Origin of the sequence: Pontibacter oryzae, assembly GCF_003576375.1 — a bacterium.
Taxonomy (GTDB): Bacteria; Bacteroidota; Bacteroidia; order Cytophagales; family Hymenobacteraceae; genus Pontibacter; species Pontibacter oryzae.
This window is the reverse complement of the sequence record NZ_QWGE01000003.1, coordinates 283,585-300,784: the sequence shown is the minus strand read 5'-3', so window position 1 is coordinate 300,784 and position 17,200 is coordinate 283,585. Positions and strand designations below refer to the sequence as shown.

Genomic DNA, 17,200 nt, shown 5'->3' with positions numbered 1-17,200 from the left:
TTCTAAATCATTCTTAATGAAGAGGTTATTTGTTTTATTGTTTTCCTTCCTGACGCTAACTGTATATGCTGAAGCGCCTGTTGAAGGAGGTGAGTTTCAGCCAGGTGACATGATCACGCACCACATCGCAGATGATTATACTTGGCATTTTGCTGATGGGGTAGTTCTTTACCTGCCAGTTATATTAGTAGATAATGGTGAGTTTAAGGTGTTCTCTTCTCACAATTTCTATGGCGAGAACCACGAAACAGTACCTTATAATGGGTATGCCCTGGAGCACGGCCATATCACACGTGTAAACGAGGCAGGTGAGCCACTAGAAGGTCATGCAGCTTTGTATGATTTCTCTATCACTAAAAACGTAGCTTCTATGTTTGTTAGTGTGGCGCTGCTGTTTATTGTGTTCTTTATAATCGCAGGCCGTTATAAAAACAACCCGAAGAGCGCCCCACGTGGCATTCAATCTTTCTTTGAGCCGATCATTATCTTTATTCGTGACGAGATTGCGAAGGCGAACATCGGCCCGAAGTATGAGCGCTACATGCCATACCTGCTCACTGTATTCTTCTTTATCTGGTTTAACAACCTGCTTGGCCTGATGCCGGGTGGCGCTAACCTGACAGGTAACATTGCTGTAACGCTGGTTCTTGCACTGATCACCTTGCTGATTACAGTGTTTAGCGGCAACAAGAGCTACTGGAAGCATATTTTTGCCACGCCAGGCGTGCCAACATGGCTAGCCCCGATCATGATCCCTGTGGAGTTAATCGGTATCCTGACAAAACCATTTTCCCTGATGGTTCGTCTTTTCGCTAACATCACAGCAGGCCACATCATTATCCTGTCGCTGTTTAGCTTGATCTTTATCTTTAGAAGTGTGGCCGTTGGCCCGCTGAGCGTGGCGTTTGCTACCTTCATGAACTTCCTGGAGTTGTTTGTGGCACTGCTGCAGGCGTATATCTTCACCCTTCTTTCTGCAATGTACTTTGGTGGCGCCGTAGAGGAGCACGACCATGCAGAGGATCATCACTAAGAATTTTATTTTTTTAACTATATATAACTATAACTATGTTGTTAGCAATCTTGCTTCAAGCTGTTTCTGAAGGCGCTGGTCTTGGTATCATGGGTGCCGGTATCGGTGCAGGTCTAGTTGCCCTTGGCGCTGGTCTGGGTATCGGTCGCATCGGTGGTTCAGCTATGGAATCTATTGCTCGTCAGCCTGAGGCTGGTGGCAAAATCCAGACTGCCATGATCATCTCTTCTGCACTTATCGAGGGTGTAACCCTGTTCGGTGTGGTAGTATGCCTTCTGATCGCTATCGCTTAATTACTTTTTTATAAAAGTAACAAAGCTAACATGCTTATTAATCTCACGTCTGGGCGCATGGCCCAGACGATGAGGTTAAAAACATAGTTCAGTATAGTTAAAGGTGGCAGCAAAGCCACTCAAAAAAGAACCTAATATTCAACTTCATAAAAAATGGAATTAGTAACCCCTGGTATTGGTCTACTTTTCTGGCAGACAGTAACTTTCCTGATCGTTCTGTTCCTGCTTGGTAAGTTCGCTTGGAAGCCAATCATGACTGCACTGCATGAGCGTGAGACTTCTATTGAAAGTGCCTTGAGCGCAGCTGAAAAGGCAAAGCTTGAAATGCAGGCGCTAAAAGCTGACAACGAGAAACTTTTGGCTGAAGCACGTATGGAGCGCGACAAAATCCTCAAGGAAGCTTCTGAGGCTGGCAACAGCATTGTAGAAACAGCCAAGTTAAAAGCTAACGAAGAGGGAGCCCGCATGATTGAGCAGGCGCGCGAGTCGATCGAAAACGAGAAGCGTGCTGCCATCACTGAAGTGAAGAATATGGCTGCTTCCCTTTCTCTGGAGATTGCCGAGCAAATCCTGAAAAGAGAGCTTAGCGACAAAACTGCCCAGCACACACTGGCGCAGGATTATATCCGCGAAGTAACGCTTAACTAACAAGTATAAACGCTGTAGTGCTACCAAAGTAGTACCTCCGCATTATAAAAAAGCACTATGTCAGATATTAGAGTTGCTTCCAGATACGCGAAGTCGCTGATTGAGCTGGCTGAGGAGAAGAACGTGTTAGATCAGGTAAATGCAGATATGCAGCTGTTCTCTCAGGTGATTTCTCAGAACCGCGATTTTAAGCTGCTGTTGGAGAATCCGATCGTTAAGTCAGATAAAAAGCTAGCGATCATCAATGGCGTGTTTAAAGGGAAAGTACAGGAGTTGACACTGGCTTTCTTTATCCTGATTGCCCGCAAAAATCGGGAGTCCATCTTGGATTCAGTTGCAACATCTTTCCAGGATCAATATAAGGTAATGCAAGGCATTCAAACGGCTGAGGTCGTTTCGGCTGCTCCGCTTACCCCTGCCCTACGCGATGAACTTGGCCAGAAACTGGTAGCCCAGACTGGTAAGCGCATAGAGTTAGTAGAGCGTGTAGACCCATCACTTATCGGCGGCTTTGTGCTGCGCGTAGGAGATAAACAAATCGACAGCTCTGTGAAGAACAGTCTCCGCAAGCTGAGAAATAATTTTAAAGACAACCCATACATCAATAAACTATAATCATGGCAGAAGTAAGACCTGACGAAGTATCAGCCATATTAAGAGAACAGTTATCTAACTTCCGTACCGAAGCGGAACTGGAAGAAGTAGGTACTGTACTGCAAGTGGGTGACGGTGTCGCTCGTATCTATGGCCTTTCCAAGGCTCAGTCTGGTGAGCTTTTAGAGTTTGAGAACGGTCTACAGGCACTTGTTCTTAACCTGGAAGAGGACAATGTAGGTGCCGTATTGCTCGGCGACTATAGCGAGATCAAAGAAGGCGCCACCGTAAAAAGAACTAACCGTATCGCCTCTATTAAAGTAGGTGAAGGTATCGTTGGCCGTGTTGTAAACACGCTGGGCCAGCCTATCGACGGTAAAGGCCCTATCGCGGGCGAAATGTATGAAATGCCACTGGAGCGTAAGGCACCGGGCGTTATCTTCCGCCAGCCGGTAAATGAGCCAATGCAAACAGGTATCAAAGCGATCGACTCCATGATTCCAATCGGACGTGGCCAGCGTGAGCTTATCATCGGTGACCGCCAGACTGGTAAAACAGCGGTAGCTATCGATACTATCCTGAACCAGCGTGAATTCTATGACAGAGGCGAGCCTGTTTTCTGTATCTATGTAGCTGTTGGCCAAAAGGCCTCTACTGTAGCACAGGTTGTGAAAGCCCTGCAAGAAGGTGGAGCTATGGATTATACTGTAGTTGTATCTGCTTCTGCCGCTGACCCTGCTCCAATGCAGTTCTTTGCGCCATTTACAGGTGCTGCCATCGGTGAGTTCTTCCGTGATACTGGCCGCCCTGCACTGGTAGTTTATGATGACTTGTCGAAGCAGGCTGTGGCTTACCGTGAGGTGTCACTTCTTCTTCGTCGCCCACCAGGGCGCGAGGCTTACCCAGGAGACGTGTTCTACCTGCACTCACGTTTGTTAGAGCGTGCGGCTAAGGTTAACTCTTCTGATGAGATTGCCCGTAACATGAACGACCTGCCAGAGTCAATCAAGCACCTTGTAAAAGGTGGTGGTTCACTTACAGCACTTCCAATCATTGAAACGCAGGCGGGCGACGTTTCTGCCTATATCCCAACAAACGTGATTTCAATCACGGATGGCCAGATCTTCCTTGAGACTAACCTGTTCAACTCAGGTATCCGTCCGGCAATCAACGTAGGTATCTCGGTATCTCGCGTAGGTGGTTCGGCGCAGATCAAGTCAATGAAGAAAGTAGCTGGTACGCTTAAGCTGGACCAGGCACAGTTCCGTGAACTGGAGGCGTTTGCTAAGTTCGGTTCTGACCTGGATGCTGCTACAAAGCTTACGATTGAGCGTGGCCGTCGTAACCTGGAAATCCTGAAGCAGGCACAGTTCTCGCCGGTACCGGTAGAGGAGCAGGTAGCAACTATCTATGCCGCTACCAATGGCTTGCTAGATACAGTTCCGGTTTCTGAAGTAAGAAACTTTGAGAAAGACTTCCTGCGCACGCTTCGTGCTCAGCACGCAGATGCACTTAACGCACTGAGAGCTGGTAAGCTGGATGACACTACTACAGCTGTTATCAAACAGGTGGCGAAGGAAACTTCTGCAAAGTATAACAAATAGTCTTTAAGTAATGAGGTTGAGGGGTAAAGCCATACTTTGCCCCTCAGCTTTTGCTCATAGCAAGAATATATGGCAAGTTTAAAAGAGGTTAGAAGCCGCATTACATCTGTTTCGTCGACGCAGCAAATTACCAAGGCCATGAAAATGGTATCGGCTGCCAAGCTAAGACGTGCACAGGATAGCATCCTGCGTATGCGCCCTTACGCACAGCGCCTGAGCGGCATCCTGACGAACCTTTCGTCGATGGCTGAAGGTTCTGTTACTAATCTGTACGCCGAAAAACGCGACGTTAACAACGTACTGATCATTGCCGTAACCTCTGACCGTGGACTGGCAGGTGCCTTTAACTCAAACATCATTAAAGGTGTGCTGGCATTAACTAATGGTAAGTACAAAAGCCAGTTTGATGCCGGTAAGGTTACCATCCTGACAATCGGCCGTAAAGGCTTTGACGCTTTCCGTAAAAGAGGCTTCAACGTAATCGGTGATTATAGCAATACTTTCTCAACCTTATCCTTTGATACGGTTCGCATTGCTGCGGAGCGTGCCATGGCTGGCTTTGTGGCTGGTGAGTTTGACCAAGTGGATCTGGTATATAACGAGTTTAAGAACGTAGCAACTCAGATCGTGCGCCAGGAGCAATTCCTGCCAATCGAGGAGAAGCCAGCCGAAGAGGTGGACGCTGCGGCACTGCTGATCGATTATACTTTTGAGCCTTCTAAAGAAGAGATTATTGAAGAGCTGATTCCTAAATCGCTGAAGATACAAGTATACAAAGCCGTTCTGGAGTCTAATGCCTCTGAGCACGGTGCCCGTATGACAGCCATGGACAAGGCAACTGAAAACGCTGGGGAGCTCCTGAAGCAGCTAAAACTGACTTACAACAGGACACGCCAGGCAGCCATCACCAAAGAAATCCTCGAGATTGTGGGTGGTGCAGAGGCTTTGTCTTCAAATTAATCAGTAACAAAGCACAAAAGCAGCGCCCATCAACAAAGGTGGGCGCTGCTTATTTTTTGCGGCTACCTGTAAAGTCGGGTTAAATGTTATTAAATCGTAAATATTAGGCTGTAGCAGAACACCATGCACGTTAGTGGAGGGTACTTGTTATATTTGTAATAAGTGAACATAAGTAACATGATACACAACACCCTTATGAAAAAGTTAGCTTTGGTAAGACCAGTACTAGCCAGCATGTTATTGCTAAGCGCATGCGCTGGAGCCAACCAAACAACTTCTACCACAAACAAGGCCACAGCTGCGCAGAGCCACATTGCTTTCCAGAGACCCAAACTAGTAGTGGGTATTGTGGTTGACCAGATGCGTTACGATTACCTGTACCGTTACTGGAGCAAGTATGGTAGCGACGGTTTCAAGAAACTTTTGCAGCAGGGGTTTAACTTTAAAAACACGCAGTACAACTACGTACCAACCTATACAGGGCCAGGGCATGCCTCTATTTATACGGGTAGCGTGCCTGCAGTAAATGGCATTGTAGGGAACAACTGGTATGAGCGAGACCAAAAAAAGGTAGTATACTGTGTAGATGATAAATCTGTGCAAACGGTAGGCAGTAGCTCAACAGCAGGGCAAATGTCGCCGGCCAACCTTAAAACAACAACTATTACCGATGAGCTTAGGCTGGCTACAAACAAGCAGGCTAAAGTAATTGGTATAGCCTTGAAAGACCGCGGTTCTATACTTCCGGCTGGCCATTTGGCTAACGGGGCTTACTGGTTCGACTCTCCGAGCGGCAACTGGATCACGAGCACGTATTACCGTCAGGACCTTCCGGAGTGGGTGCAAGCGTTTAACAATAAGAAACTGGCAGACCAGTACTTAAACAGTGTTTGGGAAACTCTGCTGCCGCTTGAGCAGTACACCGAAAGCTCCGCTGACGATTCTCCTTGGGAGGGGACGCTGGCTGGCGAGGAGAAACCTGTTTTTCCGCATAACATACCCGCGCTAAGAGGAGAAGACTATGAACTGATTCGTTCTATCCCAGCGGGTAATACCATTACCAAAGATTTTGCTTTAGCGGCATTGCGTGGCGAAGACCTGGGCAAGGATAATGTAACAGACTTCCTGGCGGTAAGCTTCTCTTCCACGGATTACGTGGGGCATACCTTTGGGCCAAACTCAGTGGAAGCTGAAGATATCTTCCTGCGTCTGGACCAAGAACTGGCTGAGCTGATCAGCGAGATTGAGAAAGAAGTTGGAAAAGGCGAAGTGCTTTTCTTCTTAACAGCTGACCACGGTGCAGCGCATGCGCCTGCGTTTCTAAGAGAAATGAAAGTGCCTGCAGGAGTAGCTGTTTCCAACACAGTACGCGACTCTGTAGATGCTTACCTAGACAAAACGTATGGCAACGGCGATTGGGTTGAAAAATACATGAACCAGCAGATCTACCTTAACTACAAGCTTATCTTTGCCAAAAAACTTGAATTAAGCGAAGTGCAACAGCGGGTAGCGGATTATGCTTTGCGTCTGGAAGGCATGATGCGCGTGGTGGCTGCCTCCACGTTGCAGAACACAAACTGGAGCTCAGGCATGATGTCGCATGTTGAGAACGGTTACAATGCGAAGCGTTCCGGAGATGTGGTGCTGCTAATGGAGCCAGGCTGGTTCGAGGGCTACCATGGCAGAGAGTCAAAAGGCACTACCCATGGTTCTTACTCTAACTATGATACACACGTACCGTTAGTATGGTACGGATGGAATATAAAACCCGGCGAGAGCAGCGAAGCAACTGCTGTATCCGATATTGCCGCAACCATCGCCTCCTGGTTATACATACAAGAGCCCAACGGAAGCGTAGGCAAACCCTTACAAGTATACATGAAATAAAACCATAGCGCCTGAAGAAGATGTGATAGTTGACGGCGCATTAAAAATTTAAAGATGAATATGGAGATAATGGACAACAACAATCCATGGCATAGCGTGAGCTATGGCGAAGAGGCGCCGGAAGTAGTAAGTGCTATCATCGAGATCCCGAAAGGATCTAAGGCAAAATACGAACTAGACAAAGAAAGCGGCATGCTAAAGCTTGACCGTGTACTTTTCTCCTCTGTAAACTACCCGGCCAATTACGGTTTCATTCCGCAAACATACTGCGACGACAAAGACCCGTTGGACATCCTTGTGATTTGCTCGATTGATGTGCAGCCAATGTGCCTGATCGATGCGAAAGTAATTGGGGTAATGCAGATGATCGACAACAACGAAGAAGACGATAAAATCATCGCTGTAGCAAACAACGACATGTCGGTGCGCCACATCAACGATATTTCCGAGTTGCCGCCGCACACCCTGTTGGAGATGCGCCGCTTCTTCGAAGATTATAAGAAACTGGAGCACAAGGAAGTGATCGTGGAGCAATTCCTGGGTCGCGAGCATGCTTACAAAATCATTCAGGACAGTATAGAACTGTACAACACTACTTTCGGCGAGCCTAAGAAGCGCGAGAAAGCGGTATAACGAATTTTACTTTTCCTGTTAAGCCTGGCGTAGGATTTCCTGTGCCGGGCTTTTTGTTTTTAGGCGCAGGCATACTCCCGTTTGATTAGGGGCGGATTTGTTGCGTAATTGCAAGACAGCATGGAAGCCAACAGACAAATCGGTACACGCCCAGCGCAGCCAAGCCTCTATAGGGTGTTGGAAGGTGTGCTGTATAGCAGCGTGTTTATATCCTGTTGCGGTTTTGCGCTGGCCGTAGAAACCTACCTGCTGGCTGGCCTGCCCGTGTCGCTTCCCATGGCCACGTTTATCTTCCTGGCAACGCTTTTTACCTATAACCTCAGCAGTGTGCAAAGTATACTTCGCAGGCCTGGGCAGCGCATAAACAGGCAAGATCCGGCCTGGGGCCAGCGCCACAAACGCGAGCTTGCCATACTTGGGCTGCTAAGTATAAGTATGGCCGTGGCTGTATACTTTTGGTTTGGGCTGAGGGTAAACCTATGGTTCCTGCTGCACCTGGCCGTCATATCGGTGGGGTATACCGTGCCGATGCTGTATAAAAAGCAACGTGTAAAGCCCTTGCGGAGCGTACCGCTACTTAAGGTTTTCCTGATAGCCTATGTATGGGCAGTGGTTACGGCTATGTTTCCGTTGCTGGATGCAGGGTTGCAGGTATGGCAGCCAGAGGCGCTGGCGCTTTTCTTCCGCCGCTTCGTTTTTATACTTGCCCTGGCCTTGCTCTTCGACATCCGGGATTATACGTATGACCGCGATACCAACACACTCACTTTCCCGGGGTGGATCGGGGTCAGGAACACGAAACGGCTCTCGCTGGGCTTGCTGGGGTTATATGCCATACTTCTGCTGAGCAATGAGGCTGGCGTTGTGCTGTGGGCTTTGCTTGCCAGTACATTGAGCGCGGCTACGGTGGTATACTTTTCGGCGGCTCATCGGCCCCGGATATACTATGCCATACTTGCCGATGGCGCCATGCTGCTGCACGCCGGGCTAGTGTACGCCGCTATGGCATCGGCTGGTTGAGGTGCATAAAGGCCTTGGGCAGGTGGTCTATCACATCGGAGGCCGTCATGGCTATACTTCCAACGGTGCTTAAGGCCAGGTCGGCGGCTAAGCCGTGAATATATACACCCAGCAAACAGGCTTCCTCTAACGAATATTGCTGCCCAACCAGCGCGGTTATCACGCCGGTAAGCACATCGCCGGTGCCGCCGGTGGCCAGCCCAGAGTTGCCGGTGCTGTTAAAGTATACTTTGCCCTCAGGCGTGCCTATGGCCGTGTGGCTACCTTTAAGCGTTACATAGCATTGGTACTCGGTGCAGAACTCGCGCAGGTGCTGCAAGCGGTCGTAGTCGTTTTTTACCTTGCCAACCAGGCGCTCAAACTCCTTGGGGTGCGGCGTGAAGATAACTTTTCCCTTCGGAAGCTGGGCTTTCAACTTATCACTGCTGGCCACAATATTAATGGCATCGGCATCAATGACGAGTGGCTGCGAAACGGTGGCAAGCAGCTGGCCAACGGCAGTTTTAGTTACACGCTCCGTGCCCAGTCCCGGGCCTACCCCAATCACGTCAAACGTATCGATATTGGAAGGCAGAGCCGAGAGGTGCTTGCGGTGCTTATCGGTAAGCGTCATGGCTTCGGGAACGGCGGTCTGCAGCACGGTATAGCCCGCCTGGGGCACCTGCACCGTTAGCAGCCCGGCCCCGCTGCGTAGGCAGGCGCGCGCGGCAAGCACGGCAGCCCCTATTTTGCCATAGCCTCCGCAGAGCAGCAAGGCGTGCCCGTAAAGCCCTTTATGCGAGAACTTCTTTCTGGGCCGGATCAGTTGGTGCACATCCTGCTGGGTGGTAAAGTATAGATCAGATGCAACCTCAGAAATAAACTGCTGGCTTAGCCCAATGGGCACTACATGCCAATCGCCTACAAATTGCTCGTGCTGGGGCAGCAGAAAGGCTAGTTTCGGAAGCTCAAAGCTGACGGTATGGTTGGCCTGCACAATAGCGCCTTCCTCGGGTGTCTGGCTGTCGGTGTAGAGGCCAGAAGGCATGTCTAAGGAGGTGATGGTGGCGCCGCTCTCATTCATCATGTTGATGACTTGGGCAAAGATGCCGGTAACGGGGCGGTTTAAACCTGTGCCGAAGAGCGCATCGATCACGCAAGATGATTTAACCAACGCCGGCAGGTCTGCCGATTTAGCAATATGCTTTGGCTGCAGGGCTTCGGGCAGGCGTTTCAGGTTGATGCTGAAATCCTGGCTGGTTTTATCCTGCTCCCCGACCAGGTATACCTGCACGCCATACGTGCGCTCGTGGAGCAAACGGGCCACTACCAGTCCGTCGCCGCCGTTGTTGCCGGGGCCGCAGAAGATGTGCACCTGCTCGCTGGGCTGAAACTTATTCTCGAACCAACCTGCAAATGCACGGGCGGCGCGCTCCATTAAATCCGTGGAGGAAATTCCCTCTCCCTGAATCGTGTAGGCATCGGCGGCGCGGGTTTGTTCGGCGGATAAAAGTTTCATGGGCGGCAGGGTTTATTGGTCTAGCTAAATATACTTTGTTTCGGCGGTTCAGTTACAGTGCAAAGTTGGATGCTCTGGAAGTATAAACGAAGAGAAAAGCAGTAGATAGCATCAAAAAAATATAGGACACGGGCACAAAAAAGTATGAAATACAGTTTATTAGCTATTGTTCAACCAAAAAGAGAATTGCCTTTGAACCTGACCAAAAACCTAACCGCCGCTTTGTTTGGCTTGCTCGCGCTTACTAACCCACTCCTGGCGCAGACGCAAAACACAAGTATACTTACCGAAACCGATACCGCCATACAAGTTTCTGTAGCCGCTGATTCGCTTCCACAGATAGATACGGGTGCTGCGCTTGCCTTGGCCCCAGCCGATACCGTTTACCCTGGCCAGAAAAACCCATTTACCGAGGCGCAGCTGCGTGAGGGCGAAGACAAGCGATTTCTGAAGCGAGCCTTGATTCCGGCGGCTGTGCTAGTGGGCGCAGGGTTGTATACCATACAGGGCAACGGCTTTTACAGCAGCCACGATGCCCGCGACGACCGCAACCGCTATGCCCCTAACTTTAGCACCAAGGTGGACGACTACGTGTTTTTCCTGCCGATAGCCTACTTGTATGGTTTTAACGCGTTCTCCTCGCAGAACCGCCACGACATTGGCCGCCAAACGGGCCTGCTGCTGGCTTCCGGGGCGCTTACCTCTGCCATTGTGTGGCCCGCCAAAAAACTCACCAACATTGATAGGCCCAACGGCGACCCAACTGCTTTCCCATCGGGGCACACGGCGTATGCTTTTACTATTGCTACCGTAGTAGATAAGGAGTTTCGGCACAAGAGTCCTTGGGTTAGCGTGGGCAGTTACGCCATTGCCAGCGCCACAGGTGTAATGCGTGTTATGAACAACGAGCACTGGATGGCCGATGTGCTGGCCGGTGCCGGCGTAGGCATACTTTCGGTGAACACGGTGTACTGGCTGCACGACAAGCTGGCGAAAAACAAAGGCCTCAACACCACCATCGCCCCAACGGTGTTGCCAAATGGTAGCCCGGGCATGGGCCTGAGTATAACGTTTTAAGCCAAACCGGCTAATGAAGGCAAGGCGCTGCGGGAGTAGCGCCTTTTCTTTTTATATTTACCAGATGCCATACTCCCGATCTCTCCTGATTTTATACATCTGTCTCAGCTCCTTGCTCACGTTTGCGCAGGTGCAGCAAGTACACGGCGTTGTACGCGATGCCACCACCGGGGAGCGGCTGCCCTTTGTAAGTATAACCGTAAACAACGGCGAAACCGGAACCACTACCAACCTGGAGGGCGAGTATCTGTTACGTCACCGCAAGCCCATCCACAGCCTACGCTTTAGCTATGTAGGCTATGCGGCGCAAACAGTTTACCCTGATTCGGTGCAGCAGCTAAATGTGCGGTTGCAGCCCGCGGCTGCGCAGCTGCAGGAAGTTGTGATACGGGGCACCGGCCAAAACCCTGCGCACCGCATCATCCGGGTGGCAACGCAGCACCGGGAGCGGCACCGCCTGCAGCAGCTGCCAGCCTATACTTACCGCACCTACAACAAATTCATACTTACCGCCACCGATGTCGGGGAAAAGGTGCTACGAGATACGCTGTCTCTCTCGCCACGCGACTCGGCATACCTGAGAATGCAAAGCCTGTTGCAGAAGCAGCACCTTTTCCTGCTCGAGAGCATTACGGACTACGCGTTTATGCAGCCCAACCTCACCAAAGAAACCATACTTGCCACGCGCGTATCGGGTTTGCAGCAGCCAAGCTTTGGTGTAGTGGCCGCCGAGGCCCGCGATTTTTCGGTGTACGATGACCTGCCTGTTTTCTTCGGAAAACATTACCTGAGCCCGCTAAGCCCGGGCAGCACACGTAAGTATGATTTTGTGCTGCAGGAAACGCTGGTGCAGGGCACCGATACCGTATTCGTAATCTCGTTTAAGCCGGAGCAAGGTAAAAATTTTGAAGGGCTAAAGGGCCTGCTATACATAAACAGCGATGGCTGGGCCGTGCAGAACGTGCTGGCGCAGTCGGCGGGGAACGACGATAAGCGCGACATCAGGCTGCAGCAGCAATACGAGCGGGTAGGCAGTAGCAAAGTATGGTTCCCGACGGAGCTGGACGTAGAGTTGCGCATTCCGCAGGTAAGCCTGAACGGGCACCAGCCTTATGCCCACATGCGTACCTATCTCACCAATATCAACCTAAACCCTGCCTTGCGCAAAAATGAGTTTGGCGTAGTGGCACTGGCCCAGAAGCCCGACGCCAACCGGCAACCCGACAGCTTTTTCCAGGGTTACCGCCCCGACTCGCTCACGCACCTGGAGCAGCAAACATACCAGCGCCTCGACAGCGTTGGCCGCGCCCAAAAACTGGACCGCACCATCCGGGTGTTGGAGTACCTGATGAGCAAAGAGCTGCCGCTTGGCGCCGTTAGCCTGGACCTGAACCGCCTGCTGCGCTTCAGCGAGTTTGAGGGCATCCGGCTGGGCTTGGGCGCGGATACCAATGATCGTTTCTCGGAGCGCTTTAAAGTTGGCGGGTACTGGGGTTACGGCTTCAAGGATGAGGAGCCGAAGTATGGCGCAGATGCCTCTTTTATACTTTACAAACCCCTGGAACTGCAGCTCAGCGCCACCTTCTTCAAAGATATCCTGGAAACCGGCGGGCGGCGTTTGCCAAGCGGGCAAAGCTATGGCGTGTTAGGCAACCTGCGCCGCGCCCTGCTCCCCGACATGGATTATACATCGCATAAGAGTATAAGCCTGAAGGGCCGCGTGCTGCGCTACCTGCAAGCCTACACAGAACTGCGCCAGGAAACCCGCCAGCCAACACTGTTGGCACCTGAAAGGGAGCCTTTGCCGCAGTTTAACCTTACGGAGGCCGTCCTGACGCTGCGCTACGCGCCCGGCGAGAAGTTTATGCAGCAGTTTAACCGCCTGATGCCTATGTCGCAGCAGGAGTACCCGGTAGTATGGTTACAGTTCACGCGCAGCTTCGATGGGTTTTTGGATGGCGAGTACAGCTACCATAAGTATGACGTAAGGCTGGAGAAAAGCCTGCGCCACCGCACCTTCGGCGAGACAAGTATACTTGTAGCAGGCGGCTGGGTGGCAGGCCAGGCACCGCTGGTTACGCGCTTCAACGGCCACGGTAGCTACAACCCCGACTACAAAGTATACACCGGCGAAGGCTTTGAGACCATGCGGCCTTACGAGTTCTTCTCGGATAAGTATGGCGCCTTGTTTCTGTCTCAGAACCTGGGCAAGCGCCTGCTGAATACCCGCTTTTTTGCCCCGGATATAGTTGTGGTGACTAACGCCGGCATCGGTAAGCTTCATAACCCGCTTCCGGCGGAATTGGCCGAGCAAAGCCAAAGTATGCGCAAAGGCTTTTTGGAGTCTGGATTGATGCTCAATAACATCATCAGCTCGCCGTTCAGCGGCATTGGGGTGGGCGCTTTTTACAGGTATGGCCCGTACGCCCTGCCATCAGCCAAAGATAACCTGCGTATAAAGCTGACTGCTTCATTACTTTTCTAGGGGAGTATACTTTACAAAGTATAAGCGCTGGATTGATTTCGCATCATAACGAAAGCATGATTGCTGATTCGATAAATTTATGCTTTCTAAAGTATGGATTTTATCAAAATAAAGCATTTGCATAAACATTTTAGAAAATTGAGTTTATACTTGGCGAGAAATAAGTAATTTAGCATGAACCTACTTTAACCCCGTTATACATCATGACAGTATCTAAAATGGCGCAAAACCTGATCGGCTCCGAAATTATTCGTGTGGCCGGCGAGGTAAACGCGATGATTGCCAAAGGTGAGCCCATCTGCAACCTCACCATCGGTGATTTTAACCCAAGCATCTACCCAATTCCGGAAGAACTGCGCAAAGGCATTACCAAAGCCTATGAGCAAGGCCATACCAACTACCCGCCTGCAAACGGCGTGGCGGTACTACGCAAAGCGGTGGTGGCCTTTACAAAAGAGCGCCTCGGCCTAGATTACCCGGAGAACGATATATTAGTGGCAGGCGGCTCGCGCCCGCTTATCTATGCCACTTATATGGCCCTTGTAGACCCCGGCGATAAAGTAGTATACCCTACGCCATCCTGGAACAACAACCACTACTGCCACCTGTCGGGGGCTGCGCCTGTGGAAGTAAAAACCCGCCCCGAAAACAACTTTATGCCAACCGCCGACGACGTGAAGCCGCACCTGAAGGGCGCAACCATGCTGGCGCTTTGCTCTCCGCTGAACCCAACGGGCACTATGTTCTCCAAAAAAGACCTGGAGGAGATCTGCAACCTAGTGTTGGAGGAAAACCGCAGCCGCGGCGAAGGCGAGAAGCCGCTGTACATGCTCTACGACCAGATCTACTGGATGCTGACTTTTGGCAACGCCGAGCACTACGACCCGGTAAGCCTACGCCCTGAGATGCGCGATTACACGGTATACATCGACGGTACGTCTAAATGCTTTGCCGCCACGGGCGTGCGCGTAGGTTATGCCTTTGGCCCAACGGTGGTGATGGATAAAATGAAATCCATACTTGGACACGTGGGCGCCTGGGCACCAAAAGCCGAGCAGGTAGCCATGGCCGAGTTTCTGGAGCAGCCAGCGGAGGTTGACGGCTTTATGAACGAGTTTAAGCCAAAAGTGCAGGAAAGCCTGAATGTGCTGTACAACGGGTTTCAGGAGCTGAAGTCGGAAGGGTTCTCGGTGGATGCCATTGAGCCGATGGGCGCTATTTACCTGTCTGCCAAGCTGGATTTGGCTGGCAAAACCACCCCGGATGGCAAAACGCTCGAAACCAGCCAGGACATTACATTCTATGTGCTGCACAAGGCAAAGCTGGCGGTAGTGCCATTCTCGGCCTTCGGCACGGGCAAAGACCTTAACTGGTTCAGACTGTCGGTAGGAGGCGCCTCGCTGGATGCGATTAAAGAAGCGCTGGGCAGGCTGCGCGAAGCACTTCAAAAACTGAAGTAAACAGGTTTGGGGTTGGTGCGCACTTTCCTGTTTTAGTGAAGGAAAAGTATTAGCATTATCCCAGCTACACCAATACATCATCTACAAAAAAGAGGCGCAGGAAACTGCGCCTCTTTTTTATTCTATCTTGATCTGTCGGTTTATACTTTCTTCCAGCGAGATCAGCGTTTCGGTGCGCTGCACGCCTTCTATGGGCTGGAGCTTTTCGTTAAGTACCTGGCGCAGGTGCGTGGTATCGCGGCAAATTATCTTGGCAAACATGCTGTAAGAGCCCGTGGTGTAGTGCAGCTCCACGATCTCCGGAATCTCCCGCATTTTCTCTACGGTGTCTTTATACTCAGATCCTTTTTCCAGAAACACACCGATAAAGGCACAGATATCGAAGCCGACCGCCGAGGGGTTTACCAGCAGCTGCGCGCCCTTTACCACGCCCATCTCGGTCAGTTTCTTCATCCGGACGTGTATGGTTCCGCCTGAAACGCCCAGTTCTTTCGCTATATCGGTGTAGGCACGTGTTACGTCCTGCATCAGCAGGCTTAGAATCTGTTTATCCAGATTGTCAATTTCATAATTCATATGCTTCTATACTTGCTGCTATTAACAAAGTTGCAAATATACTGCTTTGTATTTAAAAATTTATCAAACATAAAAAATAATTATTGATAAATTTTTAAAAATAGGCAACGATGCTTAATTTGTTTATGTATAAGCCAATTATTCATTAACAAATTTATAAAAAAGATGGAATTAGAAATCCTTGCCGAACCCACTGTTCTGGAGTCTACGGTTAGCCACCTCAGCCGCGCCAAGCTCCCTAAAATCCTGAAAGTGCAGCAGGCCATTGTGCGCGCCTCCCACGATTTCATGTTCAAGAAAGGGCTGACGCAACTCATGCCGCTCATGCTATCGCCGATAACAGACCCGCTGAACCACGGCGTGGTTGATGCAAGCATTACCTATGCCGAGCAGCGCTGGAGCCTTACCAAGTCCATGATCTTCCATAAGCAGCTTGCCCTCATGCACCCGGACCTCGACAGCCTGTACATTGTATCGCCGAACGTGCGCCTCGAGTTTGCCGACCGTGCCGACACGGGCCGCCACCTTTTCGAATTTACGCAAATAGACTTCGAATTTAAGGGGAAAGATCGATTTTTTGTGATGGAGTTTATGGAGGAGCTGGTAAATTTCGTGTTTAAGCGCCTGAACGAGGAGATTCCGGGGCTAATACAGGAGCTGCGCGGCGAGCTTTTGCCACAGTATGAGAAGTGGCCCGTGTACCGCACCGAGAAACTAGAGGCACAGCTAGGGCCTGATTATGAGAAAATTAAATCGGAGGAAGCCACGGATCCGTTCTGGTTACTAAACCATACCCGCGAGTTTTATGACAAAGAAGATCCAAAGCGGCCTGGCACCTACCTGAACTATGACGTGATCTGGCCGGAAGGCTTTGGCGAGGGCCTGTCTGGGGCGGAGCGCGAGCATGAGTACCGTCAGATCCGTAAGCGCATGGCTGACGTAGGCACCAACGAGCAGGCGTTTACGCATTACCTGGAGGTAGCCAAGGAAGGCCGTATCCCGAAAACAGCCGGCGGAGGCTTTGGCGTGGAGCGCATGACCCGCTTTATCTGCCGCTTGCAGGATATTGATGAGGTAACCGCTTTCTCGCGTAAGCCCTTTACCAAGGCCGTGTTCTAAGAAGTATGATTTATTATGTTTGACTAATGGACAAAAGACTATGGATGACACGAGCGATAATGCGGACAATCCTGAAAATAATAAGTTAACTTGCGTGTGGTTTAAGATGATATGAAAGTCCTGCTGAAAGTATACAGCAGGACTTTCTGTTTTTACGGATTCTTGTGTAGGCAAGCCCGCTCACGGAAACAAATTTGGTGCGCGCCTAAAACGTGTTACCCAGTTATGTAACGGCGCGCATCGCATACTTTCGCAGATCTGGGAAAGTATAAACAGGTAGGCACAAAAAAGCCTGAACCAGAGCGGCCCAGGC

At 50.6% G+C, this 17,200-nt stretch carries 15 protein-coding genes; 13 read left to right on the top strand and 2 right to left on the bottom strand.

Annotated elements, in window-relative coordinates:
* The first annotated feature begins 16 nt into the window (after positions 1 to 16).
* The 9 genes from atpB (at position 17) to D1627_RS10065 (ending at position 8,672) form a co-directional block, all read left to right on the top strand.
* Entirely contained in the window at positions 17 to 1,033 is a 1,017-nt protein-coding gene (gene atpB, locus D1627_RS10105) for a F0F1 ATP synthase subunit A (protein ID WP_119432124.1), read from the top strand.
* Positions 1,034 to 1,068: 35 nt separating this feature from the next.
* Positions 1,069 to 1,326, top strand: a complete 258-nt coding sequence (gene atpE, locus D1627_RS10100) for an ATP synthase F0 subunit C (protein WP_025608468.1) — start codon at positions 1,069 to 1,071, stop codon at positions 1,324 to 1,326.
* 153 nt (positions 1,327 to 1,479) lie between these two features.
* Positions 1,480 to 1,974: a F0F1 ATP synthase subunit B gene (locus D1627_RS10095; protein ID WP_119432123.1), complete on the top strand. Its 495-nt coding sequence runs from the start codon at positions 1,480 to 1,482 to the stop codon at positions 1,972 to 1,974.
* A gap of 57 nt (positions 1,975 to 2,031) precedes the next feature.
* A complete protein-coding gene (atpH, locus tag D1627_RS10090) occupies positions 2,032 to 2,589 on the top strand; it encodes an ATP synthase F1 subunit delta (protein ID WP_119432122.1) in 558 nt (185 codons plus the stop codon).
* A gap of 2 nt (positions 2,590 to 2,591) precedes the next feature.
* Positions 2,592 to 4,172: a F0F1 ATP synthase subunit alpha gene (atpA, locus tag D1627_RS10085; protein ID WP_119432121.1), complete on the top strand. Its 1,581-nt coding sequence runs from the start codon at positions 2,592 to 2,594 to the stop codon at positions 4,170 to 4,172.
* Between the two features lie 69 nt (positions 4,173 to 4,241).
* Positions 4,242 to 5,132, top strand: coding sequence for an ATP synthase F1 subunit gamma (gene atpG / locus D1627_RS10080; protein ID WP_119432120.1), 891 nt, complete (start codon positions 4,242 to 4,244; stop codon positions 5,130 to 5,132).
* Between the two features lie 195 nt (positions 5,133 to 5,327).
* Positions 5,328 to 7,019, top strand: a complete 1,692-nt coding sequence (pafA, locus tag D1627_RS10075; protein ID WP_119432119.1) for an alkaline phosphatase PafA — start codon at positions 5,328 to 5,330, stop codon at positions 7,017 to 7,019.
* A 54-nt stretch (positions 7,020 to 7,073) separates the two neighbouring features.
* Positions 7,074 to 7,652 (top strand): inorganic diphosphatase, encoded by a 579-nt coding sequence (locus tag D1627_RS10070; protein WP_199688416.1) that lies wholly within the window; start codon positions 7,074 to 7,076, stop codon positions 7,650 to 7,652.
* 120 nt (positions 7,653 to 7,772) lie between these two features.
* Complete coding sequence (locus D1627_RS10065) at positions 7,773 to 8,672, top strand: UbiA prenyltransferase family protein (protein WP_119432118.1); 900 nt, start codon at positions 7,773 to 7,775, stop codon at positions 8,670 to 8,672.
* On the opposite strand, the gene D1627_RS10060 is transcribed toward D1627_RS10065, so the two are convergent.
* Positions 8,653 to 10,170 (bottom strand): NAD(P)H-hydrate dehydratase, encoded by a 1,518-nt coding sequence (locus D1627_RS10060; RefSeq protein WP_119432117.1) that lies wholly within the window; start codon positions 10,168 to 10,170, stop codon positions 8,653 to 8,655. The genes D1627_RS10065 and D1627_RS10060 overlap by 20 nt on opposite strands.
* 144 nt (positions 10,171 to 10,314) lie before the next feature.
* On the opposite strand from D1627_RS10060, the gene D1627_RS10055 reads away from it, so the two are divergent.
* The 3 genes from D1627_RS10055 to D1627_RS10045 all read left to right on the top strand — a co-directional run bounded on the left by D1627_RS10055 (position 10,315) and on the right by D1627_RS10045 (position 15,192).
* Positions 10,315 to 11,247: a phosphatase PAP2 family protein gene (locus D1627_RS10055; protein ID WP_119432116.1), complete on the top strand. Its 933-nt coding sequence runs from the start codon at positions 10,315 to 10,317 to the stop codon at positions 11,245 to 11,247.
* A 64-nt stretch (positions 11,248 to 11,311) separates the two neighbouring features.
* Positions 11,312 to 13,732 (top strand): DUF5686 and carboxypeptidase-like regulatory domain-containing protein, encoded by a 2,421-nt coding sequence (locus D1627_RS10050; protein ID WP_158607170.1) that lies wholly within the window; start codon positions 11,312 to 11,314, stop codon positions 13,730 to 13,732.
* A 203-nt stretch (positions 13,733 to 13,935) separates the two neighbouring features.
* Entirely contained in the window at positions 13,936 to 15,192 is a 1,257-nt protein-coding gene (locus tag D1627_RS10045; protein ID WP_233555584.1) for a pyridoxal phosphate-dependent aminotransferase, read from the top strand.
* 117 nt (positions 15,193 to 15,309) lie between these two features.
* Here the strand turns inward: D1627_RS10045 and D1627_RS10040 are convergent, their stop codons facing one another.
* Positions 15,310 to 15,768, bottom strand: a complete 459-nt coding sequence (locus D1627_RS10040) for an Lrp/AsnC ligand binding domain-containing protein (protein WP_119432114.1) — start codon at positions 15,766 to 15,768, stop codon at positions 15,310 to 15,312.
* A gap of 165 nt (positions 15,769 to 15,933) precedes the next feature.
* Between D1627_RS10040 and D1627_RS10035 the strand changes: the two genes are divergently transcribed.
* Positions 15,934 to 16,887 carry an asparagine synthetase A gene (locus D1627_RS10035; RefSeq protein WP_119432113.1) on the top strand — a complete coding sequence of 318 codons (954 nt, stop codon included), beginning with the start codon at positions 15,934 to 15,936 and terminating at the stop codon, positions 16,885 to 16,887.
* Positions 16,888 to 17,200 lie beyond the last annotated feature (313 nt).